Raw genomic sequence first — 21,643 nt, 5'->3', positions numbered from 1 at the left:
TAGTAAAACTTACTGTAATATTGCTTACCTAGTTACTCTATTTAATTTCCATTTAATAAAAAATCATACTTTAGATGGAAAAGCATAGGAGCATGTATGGATAATTATACAGCGCCAAGATAAAAGCAGTTACAAGGGTTTGATGTTATAGGCTAACCCGCTTAATTCAACGTTCAACACTATTATTACCAATTACTATTCGAGCATATTTAGTTAAGCTTTGCAAAGTCATTAGTGGCATTAATAAGCGCATCAATAATTTTAGGCTCGCTGGCAACATGCCCCGCCATTTCAATAATTAACAGCTCAGCTTCGGGCCAACTTTGCTTTAATAACCACGCTTGCTCAACAGAACACACCATATCGTGACGACCATGAATTATTCTTGTCGGAATATGTCGAATGTTATCAATATGTTCAAGTATCGGATTATCTTCAATAAAACATTGATTAATTGAGTAATAAAGCTGAATAATTGCTGCTGTTTTTTCATCTTCTGTTATAGAAATATCGTCGAGAGTAAGTCGCTTTTGCCAATAAACCAGGCTAGCTTCCCAAAATTGTATTCTCTTAAGCATAGCGTTTGATAATTGGCTATCATCACTAGAAAGCTGTTGGTATATTGTTGATATTGGCTGAGCTTGTTGCGAAATAGGTAAGTGCTCAACTAAGTAATTCCAAGCCTCTGGGTAAGCTTTAGCCGCACCCTTTTCGCGATAGAACCAATCAATATCTTGTTGTCGAGCCAGAAATATCCCGCGTAATATTAAGCCAGTAACTTTATCAGCAAAGTGCTGCGCGTAAGTTAACGCTAACGTAGTTCCCCAAGAGCCGCCAAAAACCAACCATTTTTCAATAGCTAAATGTTGACGAATTAACTCAATGTCTTCTATAAGGTGGGCAGTGGTGTTATTAGCTAACAACCCTTTAGGACGAGAGCGACCACAGCCGCGCTGATCAAACAAAATAATATGATACAAAGTAGGATCGAAAAAGCAGCGATGCGAGGGCCTACAACCTGAGCCTGGCCCGCCATGCAAAAAAATAACAGGAATTCCATCAGGGTTGCCACATTGCTCGATATAAAGTTGGTGTGTTTGTGCTGAATCTTTATCTGATATTGTGTCGTTAGGTAATGCTTTAGCCGCTATGTTATTAGCGACAGAAAGATAATAATGCTCAAAAGGCTCAATGGCGGGATAAAGTGATAACATTTATTAGACCTACTGTTCGCTACTGATGAATGTTTAATAAACTGAGTAAATGAATTTAACACAACGAACCTGATTAATTCTGCCCAAGCATCAACTGAATATTTAAACTACGCACATCATTCCAATCTTTATCTTCTGCCATGGTAAAACCTTTCATAAGTAAAAGAATAAGCAATTCACTGGCTTTTTCAGACTTCGCAACAGCTAAAAAACCAGCAAGTAGTTTTTGACGAATATCAACATTTACTCGTGGATGAGTCGCAATAGCATGCGGCGTATACCCTTGAGATGTCCAGATAATTTTTAATTGTTCAACAATTCTAAATTTGGTCATAATTTTAATTGTGCCAAAGTCGATACTAATTTTTCTAATGGTAACTCTTCAGTCATATGACTCCAAGACATTCTTATTGCACCATTTATTCTATCTTCATCAAACCCCATCGCTGATAATACATGCGATGGTTTATAACTATTCGATGTACATGCTGAGCCATTAGAAACGGCAGCAATCCCTTTTAGCATAACCATGGCAGCTTCAGAGTTCACGCCTGGAATAGTAAAATTTAAAACAAACGGGGAGCTGTTCTCACCATTTTCTATTATCCCTAAAGGCTGAAGCTTATCAATTAAGTCAGTCTTTAATTTATGAGCATGTAGTTGCCATTTCACTTGGTTTTTTAAAGCTATTTCACACGCTAAACCAAACCCAGCAATTAGAGGGACAGCTAAAGTTCCTGGTCGAAGACCCTTTTCTTGACCACCCCCAAAAAATATAGGTTTCAGAGGCGGACGAATAAAGCCCCTTTTACGCATAACAAGTGCACCAACGCCTTTAGGCGCATAAACCTTATGACCGCTAGCACTAATAAGATCTATCCGTTTATTAACAAGATCCCCCGTCAGCTTTGCAAAGCTTTGGGCTGCATCAACATGAAAATATGCTTCGCTATCAGCGAGAGCTGAACAAATTTCACTTAATGGTTGAATACTCCCTGTTTCATTATTCACGTGCATTATTGACACCAATAGAGTGTCTTCACGTAACGATGATTTCAATTCCTCAATATCAATTAAACCACTTACACCTACATTCAAATACGTTACTTCAAAACCTTTACCTTCTAAGTGAGCACAAGGTTCCAAAACAGCCTTGTGCTCAATCTTAGTCGTAATAATATGTTTTCTATTTTCCTTAATTCCAAAGCTCTCAAGTCCTAGTATTGCAATATTATTACTCTCTGTTGCACCACTAGTAAAAATAACTTCAGTTTTGTCCGCTTCAACAACATCAGCAACCTGAGCTCTCGCTTTTTCAGTGGCTTGTTTGGCTTTAACGCCAAATTCATGAGTACGACTACCCGAGTTGCCATACTCTTCAAGCATTAACTTATAAACTAAGTCGGCGACTGGTTTGAGAACTTGGGTAGTAGCATTAGAGTCAAGATAGATTGTCATTTAAAAATACCAATAGAAAAACGTTAAACGGAAGACATTATTATTATAATTATGTATGATACGCGAAATGTTCGTACGAACAAAATCAAAAAACCACGAACAGAACATTAATTAAACGAAATTAAATATGCAATCAATAATATCTGGCACATCATTCCCTGCAATTAAAGGCATACAAGCAAACGCTGAGTATTATACAGTAATGTGCCCTTTAAAAAGACTATCAAAAATATTTACTACCGACCAATCACAATTTTCAGTAGATAAACGCGCACAACGACTAATTAATGAAGCTCGTATCCCAGATATAACCAACTATATCCTGGAACAAAGAGAGAAATATGTATTTTCTTCAATTACAGCTTGTATTGACGGTAGCTGTGAATTTATTTCAATTGGAAAATCAAAACATGAACAGCGTATTGGTACACTAATAATTGATGAAGACGCTGAAATTTATATAACAGATGGTCAACATCGAAATGCCGCAATTCTAGAAGCATTAAAAGAAGACCCATCTCTTGCAGATGAAACAATATCAGTCGTATTTTTTGCAAACAAAACATTAGATGAAAGACAGAGGATATTTAAAGATCTTAATTATTATTCGGTAAAAACAGATGGTTCATTAAGTATTACCTATGATGATAAGCCTGATGCCATAGTATCTAAGACGATCATACTTAATAGCCCTCGGCTAACCAAGTTAGTGCATATGGAAAGTAGTAACTTAGGCCCTCGCTCTAAGAAATTAATCAGTCATAGTGCTGTGAATAGAGCCACAAAGTTATTATGTGGAACTATAAACTACGATAATCATAAAAAACTAATTCCTATTGCTGCTAACTACTGGGAACAAGTGGTAAAGAACATTCCTGCTTGGTTATTAGTTTGCCAAGATGAAATATCCGGTGGGGAACTACGCGATGAATCAATTCACGCTCATTCTGTGACTTTTCAAGCTTTAGGTATTGTTGGTCGTTATCTTTTAGAAAATGATAAAAACTGGAAAAAAACACTAAAAGAGTTAAAAAAAGTTGATTGGAGTAGAAAAAATAAAAATTGGGATGGGCGATGTGTCATCAATGGGAGTATGCATAACAATCCTAAAGCAGCACAACTTACTGCAATTAAAATCAAACTGTTAATTGGCTCACAATTAACAGACAAAGAAGTATTGACTGAAAAAACATTCATAGAGGCAAAAAATGAGTTCTGATCCAGTTTCACAGAACAACTCTGCATTTACCCAAAAAGGGGTAAAAGAAGTAATAAGAGCATCAATCGATCACGTAAAAACACTTTATAAAAGTGACCAAATACCATGGGTAATTGGTTACAGTGGCGGTAAAGATTCAACAGCAATTTTGCAACTTATTTGGTATGCATTACAAGAGTTAAAAGAAGAAGGTGAATGTGAAAAGAAAGTACATGTTATTAGCACTGACACCCTTGTAGAAAACCCAATTGTTGCAATGTGGGTTGGTAAATCATTAAGTAAAATGAAAGAACAAGCTGATGAACAAGGTTTACCTATTACGCCGCATCGCTTAACACCCGAAGTTAAAGATAGATTTTGGGTCAACTTAATTGGTAAAGGTTACCCTGCTCCACGTTACAAATTCCGTTGGTGCACCGACCGATTAAAAATATCACCTTCGAATACTTTCATTCAAAATATGGCAAACAAAAGTGGCGAAGCTATTTTAGTACTTGGTACAAGAAAAGCTGAAAGTACAGCGCGTGCAGCCAGCATGGACAGATTTGAAAACTCTGAAACAAATACTCGTAAAGCCCAAGGCTTAACCGAGAATGACTCTCTTGAACGTGTATGGGTTTATACGCCAATTGCAAATTGGAGTAATGATGATGTGTGGGTTTATCTTAATAGTGTTAAAAACCCTTGGGGATTTCCAAATCACGATTTAATGGGCATGTATCAAGGTGCCACTGAAGGTGGGGAATGTCCTTTAGTCGTTGACAAAAGTACACAAAGTTGTGGTGATAGCCGCTTTGGTTGTTATGTATGTACCATGGTATCTGAAGATAAATCGATGAATGCCATGATAGCTAACGATGAAGAAAAAGAGTGGATGTACCCACTTGTTTCACTTCGTAATGAAATTGAAGTTAACGATTCTAATAGAGCAAAAAAAATAGAGAAACTAACACGAGATAAAGCCAACCGTGACTTTAGACGCATGAAAGGCAACCTAACCGTACATGTTTCAAAGCACGGTGCAGACTTAGTACCAGGCCCTTATATTCAATCTTTTCGTGAGCACTTATTAGCGAAGGTGTTAGAAGCACAAATTGCGGTTCAGGAATTAGGTCCAGAAGAAGTAAAAAACTTAGAGCTATTAACATTAGAAGATTTAGAAGAAATCCGTCGTATTTGGCTTGAAGAAAAACATGAAGTTGAAGACAACGTGCCTAGAATTTATGAAAAAGCACTTAAGCAAAGCTACCCAGGTAAAAAACGTGCACACCACCCTATTTTAAATTTAGATGTACTTGATAAATTAAAAGCACATTGCAAAGAACAAGGCGATGAAGACGGCCTACTTTATCAACAAATGCGTGCAGTGATGTCAATTGCAAACAAACATAGAAACCAATTACGCCGCGCAAATTTATCCGATGAATTGAATAAAAGTTTAGATACCGGCGCATTTAACACCCTGTTTGAAGCAAAACAATTTGCTTTAGAACGCGAGCGTCATCGTTTACAAATACATTTGAATAACTCTCCAAATTTAGAAGATGAAGAGAAACAGGCAATTGAAGAAAAAATAATAATGGTTACAAAATCTATTAAAGAAGAAGGTTATAGCTCATTACTTATTGAAACAGAGGAATTAAGTGATGATTATTAAGCAATTAACTATTGAAAATTTTGGTATTTACAAAGGCTTTCATGAAATAGACCTAACCGTAACTAAAGATAAACCTGTTATCTTATTTGGTGGGTTAAACGGTGGCGGTAAAACGACATTTTTAGATGCCCTACAGCTTGTTTTATATGGCAAGCATGCTAAATGCTCAAACCGCGGAATGGAGTCTTTTAGTACTTATTTAGCTAATGCAAAGAATCGGTATGCCAAGAAAGATGAGCAAGTGGAGCTTTCAATTACTTTCAGCCATTCTACCGGTACTGAAACAAAAGAATTTAAAGTGCAACGTTATTGGAAAGTTGCCGTAGAAACACGCGATAAAGTTAAAGTATTTTGTAATGGTGAAGAAGATCGTCATTTAAGCCAATATTGGGATGAATTTGTAAATGAATTTATCCCTCTTTCATTATCAGATCTGTTTTTCTTTGATGGTGAAAAAATTGAAAACTTAGCGAATCCTGACAGAAGTTCAGAACTGATTCGCACAGGCATAGAGAATTTATTAGGTTTAGACCTACTTAGCCAATTACAAATTGACTTAGGTAATGTCGAGCGCAAACGTAAAAGCGCCAACATTGACGATACAGTCATGAAAAAAGTAACATTTTGTGAAACTGATATCAGTGAACAGAACACCGTTGTACACGAACTAAGAACTGAAATAGCTAGCCTTGATAAAAAAGCCAGTGAATATAATTTAAATATTAACAAATCTCGTCAAAAAGTGAGAAACGCTGGCGCACATTTAATTGAAGAGCGAGATTCTATTAAATTTGAGCTAGGTGCTATTGAACAAAAACTAAAAGCTAATCAAAGTAACCGCGTAAAGTTAGACGCAGGTTGTGGTCCACTTGCTTTGGTTACAAATTTAATAACACAAACTAAAAAGCAAATTAACCTTGAGAAACAAGCGACTCAAGCAAAAGTCATTGAAGAGGCTATTAGTGGCTATGAAGAAGTTATTAAAGCTTCTCTTACCCATGCAGGTATTGATAAAAAAGCTTTTAGTAAAGTAACAGAAACAATGCAAAGCTTAGCTGCTGATCGTCAGCAAATAGCAGGAACTGATTGTTACATTAACTCAGACATAGCTATTTTTAATGGCTTAGATGAAAAGTTAATCGCTGATGCAATTGAGCGTAAACAACTGAGCCAAGAACGAGAAGAATTATTAGAAGCTCAAGCACTGTTTGATAAAAAACTAGAAAGCGTGCCCGATTATGAAACAGTACAACATTTGTTAAACGAGCTTGCTGAACATGAAGTCATGTTCAAAAACAGTCAAATACTGAAAAAACAGAAACAAGCATTACTTGAACAATCAACAGCCAAGCTAGATGTGCTTAACCAACGTTATTCAAATTTACTGACACAACAAAGTAAAGACACTTTTGAACAAAAACGCGCCATACAAGTTGCTGATCATATTGGTAAGTTAAAAAACACCATGCAAAGCTTTGCTGAAAAGTTAGTCATTGAAAATGTTGAGTATTTACAAACCCATATCAGCAAAAAATTTCATGCGCTATCACGTAAAGAAAAACTAATTAACGGTATCATTATTTGCCCAACTAGCTTTGAATTAACGTTACAAGATAATAACGATCAAGCAATGTCGCCAAGTCGCTTATCAGCTGGTGAACGTCAATTATTGGCAATCGCTGTTTTATGGGGATTAGCTGAAGCTTCAGGTAAAGAAATTCCTACGGTTATTGACACACCTCTAGGGCGTTTAGATGGTAAGCATCGTAATAAGTTGATTAATAACTACTTCCCTAATGCCAGTCAGCAAGTCATTTTGTTATCTACCGATGAAGAAATAAACGGGGAATATTATAAGCAATTAAGCCCGTCTATTTGCCGTGAATATCACATTCAATATAACGAACAACAACAAAGTTCAGCATTCACTGAGGGGTACTTTTAATGGAACTTACAATTGAGACTATCCGTCTTTCTGAAAAGCAAAAGCAACAACTAAGCACTTTAAAACGAAAAACAGGTATCGAAAACTGGAATGTCTTATGTCGGTGGGCACTTTGTATGTCATTAGCAGAAGAAACCGCGCCTGCCTATGAAGATATCCCTTCAAACAGCAATGTTGAGATGAGCTGGAAAGTATTTTCTGGCGAGTATTCAGAGGTGTATTTGGCGCTATTACGTGAAACTTACCAAAAGCAAAAAGCACACCTAATTGGTGTGCCTTTTGCTGATTTTTTTAAGTTACACTTGAATCGCGGGATTAGTTTTTATACTTCTTCACTATTCTCGTCAATCTCATCTTGAATTACTTGCTGAGAAGTATATTTTTGATACCAAATATCAAAGTCATGTTTATTTAAATTAAACCACTTCTTTAAGGAGCGAGAAATTCGTTCTTTCGAGCTCTTTAAAGCAAGTTCTTCAAGGTCTTCTTTATTATCATTCCATTCTTTAGTTGATTTCTCACTCTTGAGGCTGCTTATATACTGCATTTTAAGGTAATTAAAATATAAAAACCTAGTTTCTGAAGTTAGTTCATTAACGATTTCTTTTTGAATCAGAACAGCATCTTTATCAATACCATAATTGATTAATTCAAGCCAAAAATATCTAAAATAAGTCGAATCTGGCGTATCCATTCCCTTGATTCGATTTAATGGCTCTTCTATATCTCGATTTATAAACAGACTTAATTTATTATTCTTCGCTAATAAAGCTTGATTCATGACGCTGATGACTTCTGAAATAAACTTAGGAATTTGTTCACCTTGATACCCATGCTTTCTAGCTAAACTACTAAAAGCTAAAAATAACCCTACAAATGATGCATAAGTATTAAATATTTCATAGAAGTTTTTCGTATCACTAATGGCTTTATCAGAAGTTTTTCCCAAATATTCTTCTGCTAATAACTTATCAAAATCTTTCTTTTTGAAGTTAATTGCTTCCCATGCTCTGTAAGTATCATCACTACCCTTTGCACCATTATCCTTCCAATGCTGATAACTATCTTTTAAAGTCCAATACATCCCTTGACCTTGACTAATAGCTTCTTTAGCAAGTGAAGCATATACCTCAATTGTCCCCCAATCAGCTAACAACTTTTCTAAAGCAACCGAATGAGCTTTAAATGGAATAAAGTTCTCTAGTACAATTAAAATACTTTCACCCCAGGATTTTTGATACTGCTCGATGAACTCATCAATTTTGCTTTTAGGAAAATAATCTTTTTTTATTTTATTCCTCTCAAAAACGCTGCCTTCATGTTCAAGTGAACGTGGAAACCACTCATTTAGTCGAAGTGTTTCACGCATATATTTATTTTTATCCGTCCAATTAGGTTTCCCATTTACCTTGTTTCGTACACTATCAATGAATTTGGATGGTCCAAAAACAGTTCTCAAAACTGCTGCACGCAACATCTCAATATTTATGATTGAGCTCCATTTTATAGGCTTTGACGATTGTACTTTTCCTGCACCAGAGCCTGGGTAGTCATATTCTACAGCACTAATTGGAAAGCTACATCGCGGAGTTCTAATTTCGTTAAGAGTTTTTCTTGTAAAAATATTTAGTAAATCATTATCGGAAAGTAATATAATCCTACTCTCCGATGGTCTTCTTGCGTTTTGGTTCACATCGACAAATAACTTCCTAGCACTTTCGTGCTGATCAATTAATTCATTCTCACTGTTAAACTTTATAATGCAAACAGGGAATTCTATTTTCGAAATGTTTTCTTCTAACCAAGCTTCACCACCAAGTTCATCTATTATTTTATTAATTCTAGACTCATAAAAATATTTATACTTTTCTCCGCTATCTTGCCAGCTACCTGTAATAGTTCTTGCTATTGCAAGCATAGCCATAGCTCTATGCTGCCCATCAAGAACAACTAACCTTGCACCTCCTTCATTCCATGATATTTTAGAAATTGGAAATGGAGCAGCACCGCCTTGCGGGGTTACAAGATCTTGGTATTTATATGCCTTTCCGCTAATAGTACCTTTCCAAGATAAACCATCTTCATCACTTTCTATATCCGTGCTGATTTCTTTTTCAAATGCTTCTTTAGGTGTAGTTTTTCTAAACGGCAAGAGTGCAGCAACAATCGGTGGAAAAAAAGATAAACCACGATGAGAGTTCTCTAATAAATAAGGGATTAGTTCAGTTGCTACCCGGTGATCATCTAAGTCTCGTTGTAATAATTGATCAAAATCCATTTTATCAAAGTCTAAGATTTCTCTAACCGGGTATAACTGTCGTGTTAATTTCTCTGAAGTCTCATGTTCATCCATAGACAAACCAGCACTGGTCATTATGTATTCGATTTTTCCAGCTGAACTCCAAAAAGTCCCTTTAGTTCCAACAATATTATGTTCCCATTTAGTGTTAGTTTTCTCAAAATTCCCTAAAATAGTATCTTTCATTATATTTTTCCAAATGAAGGTCGTAGCCTTCTATTAAGTACATATTCGACCAACAAAGCTACTTGCTTTAAGTCATCATTAGAAACATTTGAAATAGATCTTTCCTTAACAAAACTTACAAGATCTAATGTATAAACAACAAGTTCTTCAACAGCGAAACCAGCTCCTATAGCTCTTTCTACAAAGCTTTCCCCATTTGAAAATAATTGATCTGCGTTGTCAGGAGTAGAGTCTGCGTAATAATCAAGTTCTCTTTTATGTTCTTTCAATCTTTTTTGTAAATTGTAAGCTTTACCAATATAGAGAGGAACATTAAATAATGGAGATACTTCATTTAAAACAGTTGATATGAGTTCTCTATTTTGATCTAGTTCAAGTAAATTATTTAGAGCCGAGAATTTGTGCACTTCATTCTCTTCTTCAAATATACTTTCAAGTTGATCTACCCACCTTATGTTTTCATTAGCATGGATTGTCTTCTCCCACTTTAATCCAAAATTGCTTTTAATACTGGTTGTTAAAGCATTCGCTCGGTGCTTTTGTAGACTTTCATTGAGAGCTCTAATTATTGAACCATCATTATATTTCCAATCAACCGGTTCAATTTTTAATTCGGCATACCAGCAATATATTCCAGGGGATTCTGAAATATCGTCAAAACCATCTGTTTCATAACGATTAAAAAAGGTTTTTACATCAAGATTCATCTAGATAAACTCTCATTATTTGAATAGCTTGGATAGTATCCTCGTAAACGGTATTGTAATATTTACTGAGATATTGATGTTTGGCTAGCTCGTCAAAGTCTTTCAAAAGCAGTTTAAGGTAATCTACTTCTTTTGCTAATTCTGTCAACTGTACACCAACTCGTTTACTTATTTCAGCAAAGTCAGTAGCCAATAAGGTATCCTTATTTTTTGTAATATATCTTATAGCTTCTTTTAATGTACTGCCTTGGCCACCTATAACTTTATGGCACTTGACATCTAAAATATATTTAGTCTTAGAATCAATCGATTTTATCAACTGATATACGTCATTTTTCTTTTCTCGGATAGTAAAATCATGGAGTTGTTTATTTGCTACTTCATTCTGTTTTTTCGTAAATGTGGCCGTCAGCTTCTGAGCTTCTACACTTCGTTTTAGTTCTATCCTTGTTAAGGCTAACTCATTTTGCTGAATATGGATTGTGTAAAGTAAAGCTATAAATGAGCAAAAAGCCAATATAGGATTAAGCACACCACCAAAAAAATCTCCAAATGGACCCCAATCCTGAGGTTTATCAGATATTGCATAACTATTGAATTGATATATGTATAAGCTTATTACCAAAGTTATTATAATTAAAACAATAACAATTAAAGTACCGAGCTTTTTTTTCATTCCTAAAGCATTTTTTTCTGCTATCTCTTCTTCCATGCTACTATTTTCCTAAACTTATTTCATAGACCCTAGCACACTGAATCCTAACCAACTTACCCTCTGATTTAAGATAAGCATCACCTTTACCATTAAGTACTTCGGCACCTTGTTCATCAAGTATTACTCGACTTTCGGTACCATTTTTTACGCGTAGTGCTAATTGAGCAGGTAAGTTAGAACGTAAGTTTGTGCTGATTACATCGCCACTTGGCTTTTGTGTGGCAATAATTAAATGGATACCTGCGGCACGGGCTTTTTGCGCAAGGCGTTTAAGCTCGGCTTCAATATCCTTTTTCATGTCTTTGTCTGAGGTTAAATCGGCATATTCGTCAAGCACAAGTACCCACCAAGGAATGCGTTCTTCTTTGCTTACCTTAGCATTGTAATCAGGTAATGAGCGCACACCTTGTGCCTTAAACTGTGCATACCGTGACTGCATTTCAGCAACGGCTTGCGTTAATAGCACTAAAGCATCTTCATCATCAAAACCTATGCGGCCAATTAAATGTGGATAGCGTTCAAAGTCATTAAGCTCTGTACCTTTAGGATCGATAAGCATTAACTTTAATTCTGCATCACTATAATGCTCTACCATTCCGTATAAAATAGTATTAAGGGCTTCAGATTTACCACTACCTGTTGTGCCACCAATTAATAAATGCGGGCAATTTGACGATGAAAAGTTTAGTTTGATAACATCACCAAATCGATCTTCACCTAGCGGCACTTCAAGTGCGTTATCAGGTCGTTGCCAATGCGGCCAGATATCATTTTGGTCTACAAAGTAACGTTGTTCTTGGCTTTTAGGTACATCAATAGTTACACAGCCTTTATCAATACCAAAACCAACTTCTTGTTCTTGGCCCAGTTTCAGTGCTAACTTGAGTGCTTGAGAGCGTTCAAATACACGTTTGGGATCAGTGCCTGGATTTAATTCAATTCTAAATAATATTGAGGCAGGGCCTTCAACAAAGGCTTCTTCATCATTAGGTTTAGTTACCGTTATATTATGACTGTAATAACAATCAATGATCTGCTGATAAATAGCCTGTAATGCTTCAATTGGCATTTTTTTACGTACAGAATGATTAGCGGACTGTTCAGTTACACCTTCCATTTGTGCTGTGGTATCAGGTTGTTCTTTACTAGTTTCATTATTTGCTTCAATACTACTTGGTGATATGGACTGAGAATTTTCTTCTGCAGCCACTTCTAATTCATCATCAGCACTTTGTAATGTATTCACTAAACAATTATTTTTTAAAATATATTGCTCATCTATGTGATGTAATTTAGCTGGAGTTAAATCGTTTACCAATGTTTGCATCGGCGTTTTCACCCAATAACCTAAATTACCTGCGGGTAACTCAATTTTGAGAATATTTTGCACTTGTAAAAAGGAAGCTTTAGTAAAATCGCTATCCTCTACATTTACAAATAGAATACCTTCTGGATAGTTTGCTAACTCAGCTAACTGGTAATCACCTTGTAACCATTCTGAGCTATTGTTTTCAATATTATTGAAATAACCATCTTCATATACTTTATAAAGTTTGTACTTATCTATTTGCATAAGTACTTGGCGCATAAATAATCCGCGATATAAATTACCGGCTAACGTTTGTTGCCCTAGTAATGATTCAAAATAACGCTTTAGCTCTTTAGCTTGTTCTACGCCTTTACTATGCGTTTGACGCTTACCTGTTTTAACTTCAACAGGTAGCAAAATCATTTGTTGCTCTTTAAAGCCTACAAACAATATATCGTCTGAAATAGCACCTTTTTTAAAACCTTGTGAATGACGTGATAAATCACTATCGCTCATATTTAAACCGAGATTTCCAGCAACCCTCACAATTTCAGCGATTGAAAGCGGAACCCACGTTATGTCAGAGTTAGCAACTAAACAGTTTACGTATTTATATGCGCCAATAATGCCTCGCTTTTCTTTACGCTCATTATCTTTTGCAGTAACTAAATTTAATAACCACTCACCATTAAAGGCATTAAACTCTTCAATGATGCCGCCATCATCATTTTCCAATACTTTATGGTACAAATCGGTTTGTTTGGTAACAGTAATCGCATCGTAGTTAACTGAATTGGTGTAATTATCTGAGTAATGAATTAGCACCATGTTTTTTTGGTTTTCAAAAAATTCTAGCGTTACTTTTGGATCGATGATGGTTGTCCAAATTGAATTTTCATAAGAACGTTCAAGTAGCGTTTTAAAGTTTTCTGTTACTACTAATGCTTGTGATTTGGATGCACTGTATTCTTCATGGGAGCGTTTAGCTGGTTTAACTAACCCACTATAAGTAGAGATGAGTTTTAAGTGAGGCGCGCTTTCAACATCAACACCTTGTAAGCCAAAAGAAGTATAGTAACTACCATTTTTATTTGATGCTGACTCACCTGGCATTAGACCATGACAAACAACACCACTTTTTTGTTTTAATATATCAACATCTACAGCTTGTACACGTTCATTATTTTTAAAAAATGACATATGCGCATAAACTTGCTCTTTATTACCTTTTTCGTGCTCATACTTACTGTAGGTTAAGCGCGTTCTTAGCAGATCGATAATAGTGTCGGCTTGCTCACGTACAGCACCTTTATTGAGTTCACATAATTCTTTTAAATCGTCATAACTTGCCATATCAGCAAATTTATCAAACCAGTTATAACATTCAGTTTCATCATATAGATTTACATGTATGTTTGTTACTTTATCTTTTTTGAGTTTAATAAAATCAATTAAGCCTAGAAATAATTCTTTATTTTGCTGATTATTAACAGAATTAATGAGCAATGTAGTTTTGCTGCCTGTAACAAACAAATGCTTAAACGCGGCGGTAAACTTGCCCACTTTATCTTTAACTAACGTGCGGACATAATCGTAACTGCTTTCTTGTTGTGGAATTAACTTAGACCAAAAAACATTCTCTTTTTCAGCATGATTATAGGAAAAATCACATTCTGGGTTATATACAAATGGTAATAACCCTTGTGCAGTTAAACGTTGAATAGTTACTGTAGGAAGATTCTTAAAGCTACTTGTTGCTTCTTTGTCTTCACTCAAGCTGTTTGCTAAATTTACGTTGTACGCCAAAACTAAAGGATGGAAAGGACTGATATAAACCTGTTCATCAAACTCTGTAAAACCGATATTTACAAGTAATTTATGTTCATCTAACAAAGGTGCATGATAAGGTATGTCATCTATAGCTACCTGATAAGCCATAACGATTTGTTCGACTAAACCTCTAAGTTTTGCTCCCCAGCCAGCAATGCTTAATAGTGTTTTATGGAACTCTAAATAATCAAACAAGCTACGATAAGCAAAGAATAAATCTGGAAAATTAATTTCTAAATCAGCTAAGTTTATGTCGTTTTCTGCGCTAAATTTCGCAAGTAATCTAGAATCGACTAACTCCACTTCATTTTGAAGTAACATTAAACGCTTACCTTTGGGGGCTACTTCTTTTCCGTCAATTAGTACTTTGTTTTTACTACGATTGAATTGTCCGTAGTAACTATCTTTAAATAAATGATTAAAACGCCCTTGATCTAGCATCAAGGGTAAAAAAAGCGAATCTGTAGCTACTTCACCTTCTACATTAAAAGTTAACGAACTATTTAAACCTTGCACGGCAAAGCATATTTCATCTGATTCACTCGCGAGTTTTTTAAAGTCAACAATACCTATTTCAGTAGCATCAAAAACTTGTTCGTTGGAATTTAATATACTCGTATTACTTAAGTCGCTAATTTGTAAAGATTGTTCATCAGTTTGTAATGTAAGCCATTGTTTGGCTGGTTCAACTAAGTAAGTATTTTTAAAGCCCTCAATATAAAAATCATTTTTTCCAATAACTAATACTTTGAAGCGATGAGTTTCTTTAGGTTTGTCTGTTTTTACCTGAAAAGTGAAGTAACGGGCACTACCATCAAAACTACTTGTTAACACCGCGCGGCTTCTGACACCACCAGGATTTTTAAGCGTTATTTGTACGTCAGGTTTATGCAGATTGTGCTGAATTTTACAAAAACTATCTTTTAACTTTTGATTTAAAAAACATAACTCTAATTCAAAAGTATGCTGTTCCGGTTCTAATAATAAGATCAAGTGCCGATCACGTACACCTGCTCCTTTTTCAGATTTAGCTTTTTTAAGTAATTCAATATCAGGCGCAGTTTCACTTTCTAGTTCAAGTAAATTTGTGCGGTTTTTTTGTTGCTCTGCAAAACACGCACCTAAATCTAATTGCTCTTTATATTTTTCAACGTCGCCATCAGGAAAATGCTCTTTTATAAATTTTTCACTCAAGTCTAAACGCGCCAACTTATCTTCTAATTCATTTGGGAAATGATGAGTTATAAAATCAAGCTTTTCACTTAATTCTTTATTTTCTTTAATTCGTTCACTTATCTGATCACCTTTCCAGCCTTCCTTTGATAACTGATCATCCGTTAAAAGGCCTAATTCGTGAAATTGTAAATCTCCGTCAGCAATTGCATAGTACAGCTTTTCAAAGCCGAACATTGTAGCGCCATCATCAATAATGTCGTCGAAGTGATAATCAAGTAAGCATTCAGAGATTTTAGCTTTATCATCTGCCTGGTTTATCTCGGCATGCAATAGGTGTTTTATATTTTTTGGATGCCAAACAAAACCAAGTTGAGCAATATCCTCAGTTGAATTAATTAATGTATCAAGCATCGAATTATGAATAATGAGTAACGATGTGCCTTTAAGTTCTCCTTGTTGTGCTGAAATTTCATCACGCAAATGTGATATGAAATTTTCAGTAAAACCAGTTTCAGTTTTACCATGATAAACAGGGATTAACTTAGTTTTGCCATATTGAATTGTTTGTAGTTCAATATTTTTTACTTGAATACTGCCATTAGTAAACTTTATAAAGGCTTTAAATAGGTTGAAGCCTTTATCACCATCAGGTGTTTTAAATTGATAACGATATCCTGCTTGTAGCTCATTTTCTGCCCAAGTATTAAAGTGGGTAACTAAAAATTCTTCAAACTGTTTTTTTAACATAAACTGCATCCCCGCTATCACTCATTCTTTCAACATTGCCCATACGTTCATAAAAGTCGATTAAACTCTGCTGACTTTGTTTATCGAAAAATATACCTCGGGATTCAAACGCTTTTATAAGTTCGTGTAATCGGAGCTTTTCTTTTTCACCTATCGCTAAGTTAGTGAGTAGTACAATATAGTCTTGATTAAAAGTAAGAACTTGCCCTGCTCGTCCACGCCGCTGAATAAAGGGTTCACAAACATTACCTAGTAGTCCTTTAACGACTGTTTCGTTATACTTAATAAGTCGACCTTTCTTCTTTTCGAACTGTGCATGTGACACATCTAACAGTTGGGTCAGAAGTTCTTTTTTATCTTCTGTAATATTCCATTCTTGGTTTGAGTTATACCACTTTCTGTCATTACGATCTTGAGTGAAATCACTACCAAATTTATTTAAATCAGTTACATTTTTCTCAGTTAAATTTTCAAATAATTTCCATATAGGCTCTACGGCACCTTTATCTTGCAGCGTTTCATTCATCACTAAATATGGAAATAAATACTCTAAATAGTCATGTAGTTGGGTGTAACCATAGTTTTTAATTTGTGAGCGTTCATCACTCGCTTTTTCGTTATCAATAATAAAAAAGCAAGGCTTACTCCTTGGTTCTCCCTGACTCCAATCTTTAATGTTTAGCGCCATTTGAGAAACATACAAAAAGCCGTATAAACGAATAACCGCATTAAAGTTATTTAGTAAGTAATGCGGTCTTTTATTTAAAAACAGTAGATCTTGCTGAAAATGCTGAGTCAAAAAAGGAAGGTATGGTGTTCCGTTATTTAATTCCTTTTTAGGTTTATCTGAGACATAAAAGCCATCAAACACCTCTTTAATTTCTTTTTCTAAAAAGTTTAATTGGGTGCTGGGCGAGCAAGAGACGGTAAAGCCGTTCAGTAAGCTTAAGTACATATCCCCTAATTTTTTACTGTTTGTGTCTATCTCACCTTTTACTGCTTTAAAAATAAGTAGCTCTGGTGAAATTTTAAAAAGTTGATTATTTTCAAAATACATTTTTTCTAATACAGACCAAAAATCAGGCTCGTCTAATTTTTTTGAAAATCGATTTTGGCAATGAACTTTAAATTCATCGATAGTGCTGGTGGCTAGTGACTTTCTATAAAGAACGTGAACAAAGTATCCGAGCACGGTCTCCCAACAAAATTTATAATGTTTATCTTTTGTTCTTAATGGTAAGTAAGTACTTAAAGTATTATTGCTTGGCGGGGTTAAAGGTATTTTTATCATTTTACATTCCACTCACTTCAAATTCTTCGTCATCAACGTTTTTGACTGTAATTTGATGGTGTTCTTTGAAGATATGTAAGGTTTTTGAATGATTTGCAACTTGAGCAATATCCTCAAGCAATTCATCTAAAAGCACGACTGTATTTTTATCATGTTTATTTGGTCTGTACCCATCAACGATTTTTGTCATCAAGTTTAATAGGTTGATGTTTATTGGTATTGTCAAACTATGGTCTTCAACTTTTAAACAAGCAGTAAAACTTGAAGATGATTTTGCTGGATAATTTAGAATATTTTTTAAATCCGCTTTGATTTCTAACTTAGCTACTAGCTGAAAACCATTTAACTCTGATATCAAATAATGACTTTTATCTAAATTAGGTGCATTACGGTTGTTATATTTACGAATCGCTGCACGTAATATATTGTTATAAAACTCTTTAATTCGCTTCTTTTGCTCTATGCTATTGTCAAAATCACGATGTAACTGGAAAATATCTACATAACGTTCAATTAGTGATTCATTAAAGTCTTTAACAAATTTTTGGTGATAATTATTAGCAAACTCACCATTTTTAAGAATGTAAAACAATCGCAAGTAGGATTGACTATTTAACTGATTCACAATTCCAATTGATGTTAAATAGCTTTTAAACTCTTGAAAGTCTTCATCAGGAAGTAACAAATCATTAGATAAAATAAAACGATCTATTTTTTTAGTTCTCAAATGTGCTGGATCAAATTCAATGATTTTGTTCGCAAGTTCGTTATCACCACCAGCAAATAAGTTATCAAACAAATAATTAGGCCCCGCAACTAATGTAAGAATAAAGTCTAACAGCGAACGTGCAGTTAAAAATTGATCTCGCATTAAACGAGCTTTGAATAATAGTTCAATAATAGTCTTTTGAACCAAAGGAAGGCATAACAACTCATAATTAGCATGGAGTTTTTTACTTTCTTCATCTAAATTATTTAATTTATCTTTATCATAAATTTGTCTGATCAAATTCCCTGAAACTGCAGTTAGGCGTTCTAAAAGTAATTGAACAAATTCTGATGTGTAACCAACTTCATCAATATCAAACTTCGGATAGTCTTCAAAGTTAATAAATGTCACATTTGCTGTGTCTTCAACATTGTCTAAGTAGTTTTTTATTACCTTTCTGAAAAATTCGTTACTACCTTCTTCCGCATAATTACCTAACATGCCCGTATTAATACCGACAACAAGCGGTCTTGATTGATTTTCAAATTCATTAAAAAGATTATCTAACGTTTGAATTGCATTTTCTTGTGGATCAAAACTATGGGTAGCGTCTAAATGAAAATTAACTCGTTGACCATATTTTACTTTTGCTCTAGTTAATAACTCAGACTTACCGTCTCCGCTGCTCCCACATAAAAATAATACTTTTTTCTCGTTAGCACCAAATGAGGAAATAGTTTCATTTACCGCTGTCTCAATTGGCATTTGAATATAGAGATAAGATTTTATTTCATCAAGTAAGGACTGACTAGTGCTATTCCGCTCTGTCGATACAGCATAAGGAGATGCCTTCGAAAGTACTGAAAGTACTTCTCTTAAGTTTAATGCTTCTTGCATAATTTATTCACCAATGGGTGTTTATTGTATGAAGTTTTTTGCTTAAAAATAAAGATTATTGCCGCAGGTACGACTGACTTGAATGTAATTTTTTTCAGATTTGAAAATATGTACAAGATGTTTTCCTTAACATTGAGCTTATCAGCTCTCTATATTACGAAAACAAAGATGAAGTAGTTGTTACAAAATGTCAACAAATTCTATTAAATCAACACGTTTCTAGTTTAATCTGAATAGTATTTACTCAGAAATCATGTTTTCTGGGTTCTATCGTCGAGTAAACAGAAAAACTGTATATAAACATATATCGATAGTTTTTCTGAACTTGCAATCAGTAAGATAGGTTTTTGAACTCTACGTGAAGGTTTAGCGCTATAAACGCCTTTTTATACTTTCAATGAATTTAAAATGACACTCATTCTAACTAGATATTATTGATATTTAAATATTTGCCTGCTGTTATGAACAAATAACGATATTTGATATCTGTAATAGAAAATCAGCAATTTATCCTCCCAACTTATTATAAAACATAAATTTTATGGCAAGTATTACTCTTAAGCAACGACAGTTATGCTTGTAGATTTTTTGAATAGTAAGTCGTGTGTTTACGCAAAGAGTTCATTGCAGAAGCTTAAGTTTTGACGTCGTTTAAACTGCTGATAAAAGCAGTAATCACTAAGCGCATCTTCACCACATAAAAAGGCGCAACGTACACAACGCGCCACACAATGGTAATACGGGGTTTCTACTAAACTGATTTGTTGTTTCCTTGGCGTAGCCATAACTCACCTGAGATAAAGTAGTGGATTATTTTAGTTTAGTTTAGTGCAGTATTTAAGGTTTTCAATTTGGGAGAGTGTCCATTAAATTCAATTTAAAGATGAAGTAAAAACGCTATCATTTTCGAGGGAGAAACTTCGAATTACTCATTTAGAAACACCTGATAATTATTAAAAAACTACATTATTTTAACTAACATCAACAAAAAATTATATTTTCAATTTTTAAGCTCTTATAAAATATGCTAAAAAAAACACAGTGTTATTATAGAAATTTATTAGCGATAGCTTTCTCTATAATATCTGATTAATAACATCTCTTACCATGATATTGAGACTGTTCAACAATTTGACGTTTAGATTTTATTCCTACCAGCCACTTTAAGCTTTATTTTCATAAAAATTAAACATCCATCCATTCGTATCGCCATCTACTCTAGTTATGTTAATGATTTTTTTATCTCGAACACTTGTTCTTAACAACTCAGATAAACGCCTATTTTTATCTTTGTCGTTTGCATACACTTTATCATCTTCAATAAACATAATTATTCCTTATTGTTTTATTCTGATTCCAAAAGCACATCGTTGTATACATAATTAATCATTTCTAATACATCTCGATTTGAAGAAATTATGTTTGATCCTTTTTCATATTTCCTTGGATATTGCTCAATAGCATCAAGCATAGTTTTTCTAGATGCATCCGTTAATGCAACACCATTATCATCTGTAATTCCTTTTTTTAAGATTGCTTCTTTTACTATTTTAAATGAACTATTTAAACCTTGTAAATAAGTATAAGTATTATCAAAAGAATGTACTCCAGTTTTAACATCCCATTTCCCACTGTATAATATGGTTTTAGCTCCATCAACCCAATAATATTCTATAAACTCATCTTTAAATAAACCTTTGTCAATCTGATCTATATTTACTTTTATTTCCCTTGATCTATCTGTATTTGCCAATGTTAGTAGCTGGTATATACCATCTAGGTGTGCGCTTATTGTATTATTGATCTTGGCATTAATATTCAACTTCTGACTGACGTTATTTTGTGGGTCGCCTGATAGTGCACCTGTAATACCATCAGATGCTGCTAATAATTCAGAAGCCTTCCCTGTAGCAAAAAACTGAGCAGCAGAAGCATCAGTACCTCCTCCAGTTGCCCCGAAGTTCATTTTTGCTAAAACAGAATGAGCTCTAGTTAATGAGCCTTTAGGAATTGCAGTGCCATTGGGGGTTAACACTATATTAGTTCCACCATTTGTCGGCTCTGTAATTCCTGCATTTTTATCTTTAGACATTATATAATCAGGGATTAAAGGATCAATAACACCTTCTTGACGTTTATAACCTAAAATAAATTTGGCAGGAGTACCATTAGCAGGCTCAGAACCAACTTCTAGTCCTATGGTTGTATTAGTAAAAAACACCAAGTGATGATTAGATGCGCAACCAGTTAACATTAAGGTAAAAGTTAATATAAATATTTTCAT

Annotated in this window: 15 protein-coding genes; 4 read left to right on the top strand and 11 right to left on the bottom strand. The window is 34.4% G+C overall.

The features are described from left to right. Positions 1-209: 209 nt before the first annotated feature. The 3 genes from pip to dndA form a co-directional block, all read right to left on the bottom strand. Positions 210-1,214, bottom strand: a complete 1,005-nt coding sequence (gene pip / locus DBO93_RS06355) for a prolyl aminopeptidase (protein ID WP_108455563.1) — start codon at positions 1,212-1,214, stop codon at positions 210-212. A 73-nt stretch (positions 1,215-1,287) separates the two neighbouring features. Beyond that, positions 1,288-1,548 carry a PhnD/SsuA/transferrin family substrate-binding protein gene (locus DBO93_RS06350; protein ID WP_108455562.1) on the bottom strand — a complete coding sequence of 87 codons (261 nt, stop codon included), beginning with the start codon at positions 1,546-1,548 and terminating at the stop codon, positions 1,288-1,290. Beyond that, positions 1,545-2,672 (bottom strand): cysteine desulfurase DndA, encoded by a 1,128-nt coding sequence (dndA, locus tag DBO93_RS06345; RefSeq protein WP_108455561.1) that lies wholly within the window; start codon positions 2,670-2,672, stop codon positions 1,545-1,547. The genes DBO93_RS06350 and dndA overlap by 4 nt, the downstream gene beginning before the upstream one ends. A gap of 127 nt (positions 2,673-2,799) precedes the next feature. Here dndA and dndB point away from each other — a divergent pair, with 127 nt between their 5' ends. Genes dndB through dndE form a run of 4 tightly spaced genes read left to right on the top strand, consistent with a single transcriptional unit; the run spans position 2,800 to position 7,852 of the window. Further along, on the top strand, positions 2,800-3,891 hold the full coding sequence (gene dndB, locus DBO93_RS06340) for a DNA sulfur modification protein DndB (protein WP_108455560.1): 1,092 nt from the start codon (positions 2,800-2,802) through the stop codon (positions 3,889-3,891). After that, the gene (gene dndC, locus DBO93_RS06335) at positions 3,881-5,548 is read left to right on the top strand and encodes a DNA phosphorothioation system sulfurtransferase DndC (protein ID WP_108455559.1); all 1,668 of its coding nucleotides are present in this window, start codon (positions 3,881-3,883) and stop codon (positions 5,546-5,548) included. Before dndB ends, dndC begins: the two co-directional genes overlap by 11 nt. Continuing rightward, positions 5,538-7,493 (top strand): DNA sulfur modification protein DndD, encoded by a 1,956-nt coding sequence (dndD, locus tag DBO93_RS06330; protein WP_108455558.1) that lies wholly within the window; start codon positions 5,538-5,540, stop codon positions 7,491-7,493. Before dndC ends, dndD begins: the two co-directional genes overlap by 11 nt. Further along, positions 7,493-7,852 carry a DNA sulfur modification protein DndE gene (gene dndE / locus DBO93_RS06325; RefSeq protein WP_108455557.1) on the top strand — a complete coding sequence of 120 codons (360 nt, stop codon included), beginning with the start codon at positions 7,493-7,495 and terminating at the stop codon, positions 7,850-7,852. The genes dndD and dndE overlap by 1 nt, the downstream gene beginning before the upstream one ends. On the opposite strand, the gene DBO93_RS06320 is transcribed toward dndE, so the two are convergent. The 8 genes from DBO93_RS06320 to DBO93_RS06285 all read right to left on the bottom strand — a co-directional run bounded on the left by DBO93_RS06320 (position 7,816) and on the right by DBO93_RS06285 (position 21,643). Next, positions 7,816-9,978 carry a DNA sulfur modification protein DndB gene (locus DBO93_RS06320; protein WP_108455556.1) on the bottom strand — a complete coding sequence of 721 codons (2,163 nt, stop codon included), beginning with the start codon at positions 9,976-9,978 and terminating at the stop codon, positions 7,816-7,818. The genes dndE and DBO93_RS06320 overlap by 37 nt on opposite strands. Beyond that, entirely contained in the window at positions 9,978-10,685 is a 708-nt protein-coding gene (locus tag DBO93_RS06315; protein ID WP_108455555.1) for a hypothetical protein, read from the bottom strand. The genes DBO93_RS06320 and DBO93_RS06315 overlap by 1 nt, the downstream gene beginning before the upstream one ends. After that, positions 10,675-11,397, bottom strand: a complete 723-nt coding sequence (locus DBO93_RS06310; RefSeq protein ID WP_108455554.1) for a hypothetical protein — start codon at positions 11,395-11,397, stop codon at positions 10,675-10,677. Before DBO93_RS06310 ends, DBO93_RS06315 begins: the two co-directional genes overlap by 11 nt. A gap of 4 nt (positions 11,398-11,401) precedes the next feature. Next, entirely contained in the window at positions 11,402-16,462 is a 5,061-nt protein-coding gene (dptH, locus tag DBO93_RS06305) for a DNA phosphorothioation-dependent restriction protein DptH (RefSeq protein ID WP_239059131.1), read from the bottom strand. Next, positions 16,443-17,753: a DNA phosphorothioation-dependent restriction protein DptG gene (dptG, locus tag DBO93_RS06300; protein ID WP_108455552.1), complete on the bottom strand. Its 1,311-nt coding sequence runs from the start codon at positions 17,751-17,753 to the stop codon at positions 16,443-16,445. Before dptG ends, dptH begins: the two co-directional genes overlap by 20 nt. A 1-nt stretch (position 17,754) precedes the next feature. Beyond that, complete coding sequence (gene dptF / locus DBO93_RS06295; protein WP_108455551.1) at positions 17,755-19,359, bottom strand: DNA phosphorothioation-dependent restriction protein DptF; 1,605 nt, start codon at positions 19,357-19,359, stop codon at positions 17,755-17,757. 1,163 nt (positions 19,360-20,522) lie between these two features. Then, positions 20,523-20,687, bottom strand: coding sequence for a hypothetical protein (locus DBO93_RS18690; protein WP_162533735.1), 165 nt, complete (start codon positions 20,685-20,687; stop codon positions 20,523-20,525). A gap of 17 nt (positions 20,688-20,704) precedes the next feature. Beyond that, complete coding sequence (locus tag DBO93_RS06285) at positions 20,705-21,643, bottom strand: hypothetical protein (protein ID WP_108455550.1); 939 nt, start codon at positions 21,641-21,643, stop codon at positions 20,705-20,707.

This window comes from Colwellia sp. Arc7-D, from assembly GCF_003061515.1.
GTDB lineage: Bacteria > Pseudomonadota > Gammaproteobacteria > Enterobacterales > Alteromonadaceae > Cognaticolwellia.
The sequence above is the reverse complement of the archived record's forward strand: the minus strand, read 5'-3'. Positions and strand labels throughout refer to the sequence as shown.